The organism is Psychrobacter piechaudii (assembly GCF_900162825.1).
In the GTDB taxonomy this organism is placed as follows: Bacteria; Pseudomonadota; Gammaproteobacteria; order Pseudomonadales; family Moraxellaceae; genus Psychrobacter; species Psychrobacter piechaudii.
On the sequence record NZ_FUGE01000088.1, the window covers coordinates 1 to 4749 of the forward strand.

At 42.6% G+C, this 4749-nt stretch carries 2 protein-coding genes and 2 pseudogenes; 1 reads left to right on the forward strand and 3 read right to left on the reverse strand.

Translation table 11 applies throughout. From position 1 onward, the window contains the following. Positions 1-7: 7 nt before the first annotated feature. Positions 8-145 (forward strand): annotated as a pseudogene (locus tag A1019T_RS04040) (zinc ribbon domain-containing protein); the annotation flags it as partial. A gap of 74 nt (positions 146-219) precedes the next feature. Here the strand turns inward: A1019T_RS04040 and A1019T_RS04045 are convergent. The 3 genes and pseudogenes from A1019T_RS04045 to A1019T_RS04060 form a co-directional block, all read right to left on the reverse strand. After that, a complete protein-coding gene (locus A1019T_RS04045; protein ID WP_077450540.1) occupies positions 220-2562 on the reverse strand; it encodes an NADP-dependent malic enzyme in 2343 nt (780 codons plus the stop codon). Positions 2563-2835: 273 nt separating this feature from the next. Then, positions 2836-4386: a protein adenylyltransferase SelO gene (locus A1019T_RS04050; protein WP_077450541.1), complete on the reverse strand. Its 1551-nt coding sequence runs from the start codon at positions 4384-4386 to the stop codon at positions 2836-2838. 218 nt (positions 4387-4604) lie between these two features. After that, a pseudogene (locus tag A1019T_RS04060) lies at positions 4605-4742 on the reverse strand (zinc ribbon domain-containing protein); the annotation flags it as partial. Positions 4743-4749 lie beyond the last annotated feature (7 nt).

The following is a 4749-nucleotide window of genomic DNA, read 5'->3' on the forward strand; positions in this document are numbered from 1 at the left end:
GTAGCTTGAGGGTAGAGCAGGTTTGCGAATAAGAGGATGGGCTTGTGCTGAGTGTGGCATATGGCATGATAGAGATATCAATGCTGCTAAGAACATCCTCGCGGTCGGGCTTGACCGTCTAGCTATAGGAATCCCCTCGGTTTAGCGAGGGGAGGAAGTCAATAACTTCAATTGGATAGACTTATAAATAGTGCCTATTAGCCACTATAATTTAGCAGCTTATTCAGCGTTTTTAGCAGCAGCAATATCCTGAGCTTCAGTAACGGCTAATGCAGTCATGTTAACAATACGACGCGCAGTAGCTGAAGGAGTTAGGATATGAACAGGTTTGCTTGCACCCAATAAGATTGGACCAATAGAAGCACTACCAGTGGCTGTCTTCAATAAGTTGAACGCGATGTTAGCTGCGTCCATAGTTGGCATAATCAATAGGTTAGCAGGACCTTTCAGTACACTGTGTGGGAAGTCTTGAGTACGGATACGGTCATCTAGTGCCGCATCACCATGCATCTCACCATCAAACTCAAAATCTACATCCATTTCAGTCAACAGCTCATATACTTTACGCATTTTAACGGCGCTGGCACGATTAGAGGTACCGAAGTTTGAGTGTGATAATAGGGCAACGCGAGGTGTGATACCAAAGCGGCGCATTTGAGCTACTGCCAATACCGTCATTTCAGCCAATTGCTCTGCAGTTGGATCTTCATGGATATAAGTATCAGCAATAAATAGATTGCGGTTTTGCATCAATACTGCGTTCATCGAGTAGAAGTGCTTAACACCCTCTAGCTTTTCAATCACTCTTTCAACGTAGTTTAGGTGCAAGTTGTAGTAACTGAAGGTACCACAAATCATGCCGTCAGCATCACCTTTTTCAACCAATAATGAGCCGATTAAAGTGGTCTTACGACGCACGTCACGACGGGCAAGCTCAATACTTACACCTTTACGCTTATTCTTCTCATAGTAAGACTGCCAATAATCTTTATAGCGTGGGTCATTATCTTGGTTAACGATTTCAATATTGTCACCAGACTTAAGACGCAGACTTAGAGCATTGATTTGTGATTCAATAATGCTTGGACGACCTACTAAGATAGGCTTAGCTAGACCTTCATCTACTACTACTTGTACTGCACGTAGTACGTCTGGATCTTCACCTTCACAGAATACAATACGCTTAGGATCTTCTTTGGCGCGTGCAAATAGAGGCTTCATAACGAAGGCTGAGTTATATACGAAGGCCGAAAGTTTTTGACGATAAGCTGCGAAGTCTTCGATAGGCAGGGTAGCAACACCTGAATCCATAGCAGCTTTGGCCACTGCTGAAGCGATTTCAACAATCAAGTTTGGCTCTAATGGACCAGGGATTAAGTATTCTCTACCAAAGCTCTTGCTGGTATCAACATACTTCTGTCCTTGTAGTGGCGTAGCTTCAACGTGAGCCATAGCTGCAATAGCATGGACACAAGCGATTTTCATCTCTTCGTTTACCATTGTTGCGCCCACATCTAGAGCACCACGGAAAATATAAGGGAAACAAAGCGCATTGTTTACTTGGTTTGGATAGTCTGAACGACCAGTTGCCATGATAACGTCATCACGAATGGCATGAGCAAGCTCTGGCATAATTTCTGGAGTAGGGTTAGCCAGTGCAAAGATGATTGGGTCACGGGCCATGCGTGTGATCATATCTGGAGTTAGGGTGCCTGGCATTGATAGGCCTAGGAACATATCCACACCATCCATCACTTCAGTGATGCTGGTGGCTTCTATATCACGAGCATAACGCTGTTTGCTTTCATCTAAGTTTTCACGTTTGGTAGAAATAATACCGCGTGAGTCTGATACGATGATGTTAGATTTTTTTACACCCAAGGCGCAAATCAAATCTAAACAAGAGATAGCTGCTGCACCGGCACCAGAGCAAACTACCTTGATGTCTTCAATTTTTTTATCAATGAGTTGTAGAGCGTTAATTAAAGCCGCACCCACAATAATTGAGGTACCATGTTGGTCATCATGGAACACAGGAATGTTCATACGTTCACGCAATTCGCGCTCAATTTTGAAACATTCTGGAGCTTTAATATCTTCTAAGTTAATACCACCAAAGGTCGGCTCAAGAGAAGCAACCGCTTCAATAAACTTATCAGGATCGTTCTGAGCAATTTCGATATCAAATACATCAATACCGGCGAATCTTTTAAATAGAACGCCTTTACCTTCCATCACTGGCTTTGATGCTAATGGACCAATGTCACCTAAACCTAATACTGCAGTACCGTTGGTAATAACGCCCACTAGGTTGCTACGCGCAGTATATTTGGCGGCTAGTTTTGGGTCTTTTTGAATTTCCAAACATGGAACAGCCACACCTGGAGAGTAAGCCAGTGCTAAATCGTGTTGGTTAGCAATTTGCTTAGTAGGGGTAACAGATATTTTACCTGGGATAGGATACTCATGATAGTGCAGCGCGGACTGCTCGAATTGCTCTTTATTCATCGCATTGATGTCATTGATTTCAGTGGAGATTGGATTAGAAGTATTATCGCTCATGTTTAAGACCAATTATCTTTAGAAAAAGGAAATCCGCAAACGGGAGACTCAAATTTGTGGCATTTTACCCTGATATTTTAGCACTTTATGCTACTAGTTTGAGGGCTTTAGTCACTTAATATTATTAACATTATTAATGACGTGTGCAATGTCTAGATTTGTCTATTGCGTCAGTAATATGCTGATTATACAGATTCAGAGCGCATATAGCTTGTATAAGAGGCTCTGAACCTAGTTTTTTGTATGAAAAATATTTAGTAGTGCCAAAAATAATTATGATGAACAGCTTATAATTAAAGGTTTGGCGCTTCGATCTGGAGGAGTTATGTCTTGTTGGGTCGCTAATACATGTTGCTGATAAGGGGTGGTTAACAGCTGGAATAAACGATCTACTTCGGAGAAGTCTCCAGCCTCAGCTTTGGTAATGGCACGCTGCGCCATACTATTACGTAACACATAAATTGGGTTGGTAGCTTTGAGACACTCAATAACCTTAGCTGTGTCTACCCCTATAGTATTAATATGAGTCAAATAACGCTGTTGCCAATCTGCCCAAGCCGCTCGTTGTTCGTTGTCTAATTCAGCGTCTATTGCTTGTAATAGCTCAGCCTCATAAGGATTGCTATTGCTATCAATTACAGCAACTAAGCTTCTAAAGCTGTTGGTGTAGTCCAGCTTATTGGCCTCAATGAACTCCAAAAACTCAAACGCCAGCTTTAACGTATCGTTAATCACCTCGGTTACAGTTTCAGCTTCTGCATCACTATTGTCTAAACTCTCCCAAGGCAAGCCTAATTTTTTACAGATGCCTTTTTGATAGTGACCCATAAAGCTTGATTCATATTTAGCCAGACATTGCCCCAAAACTTCGCGGTTGATAGTTTTTTTATTATCGTGAAATAAGGCTTTGCCAGACAACTGCATAAAGTGCATCATCCACACATTTAGATTCCAATGACCGATGGCGGGCTGGTTTTGATAGGCATATCGTCCCGAATAATCCGAATGATTGTTAATCCATGCAGGATCAAATCTTTCTAAAAACCCAAACGGGCCGTAATCTAAAGTGGTTCCGGTAATAGATAAGTTATCAGTATTCATCACCCCATGAGCAAAGCCAATCAATTGCCAATCGGCAATCATGGTAGCAGTGGCAGTCACTACTGCAGTGATAAAATCAGCCACAGGAGTCTGTGAAGTGGTGAGTTCAGGATAGTAAGTTTCTATCATATATTGGGTAAAGCTTGGCAATAAATCCGGAGCGAAGCTGGCTATCCACTCGACATGGCCTAAGCGAATATGAGTATCGGCCACGCGCATAAGTGCTGCCCCTTGTTCTACCGTTTCGCGTCTTACGGGGGTATCAGAGGTGACAAAGCCTAAAGAGGTGGAAGAGCGAATACCTAGGCAGGACATCGCATGACCACATAGATATTCTCGAATGGTACTGCGTAATACGGCCCGGCCATCGCCCATTCTAGAGTAAGGGGTTAGGCCAGCTCCTTTTAAATGCAGGTCTGTTAATTTGCCATTATTATCAACCACTTGTGCCATTAATAGCCCGCGACCATCGCCTAGTTGTCCAGCCCATTGTCCAAACTGATGACCAGCATAAGCCATGGCTAAAGGTTCAAATCCTTCAGGCACATAGTTACCCGATAATATCTCAACCCAGTTTTGCATCAAGTCTGGATCTTGATCCCAGCCTAGGCGCTTAGCAACAAAAGGATTGAAGTGTCCTGCCTTTGGGTTATTAAGAGCCGTAGGGGGCTGCTGATTATAAAGGCGAGGATCTAAGGTGGCGTAACTGTTTTGATAATTCATGTTTTTGGCTTTTTTATTTTAACAGAGGTTATGGGATGTATTCAGCTTTAGCATAGCGTTAATGAGTTATAGATTGTATCAAATAGTAGGATAAACGATTGTGGCTTCAATGTTGTTACAAAGGTTGTAACTGCAGTTTTTATTGAAAATATTAAACAGAAAATGTTACTAAGAATGCTACCCGGATAATTCAAATAAGAATTGACTTCCTCCCCTCGCTAAACCGAGGGGATTCCTACAGCTAGACGGTCAAGCCCGACCGCAAGGATGTTCTTAGCAGCATTGATATCTCTATCATGCCATGTGCCACACTCAGCACAAGTCCATCCTCTTATTCGCAAACCTGCTCTACCCTCAAGCTAC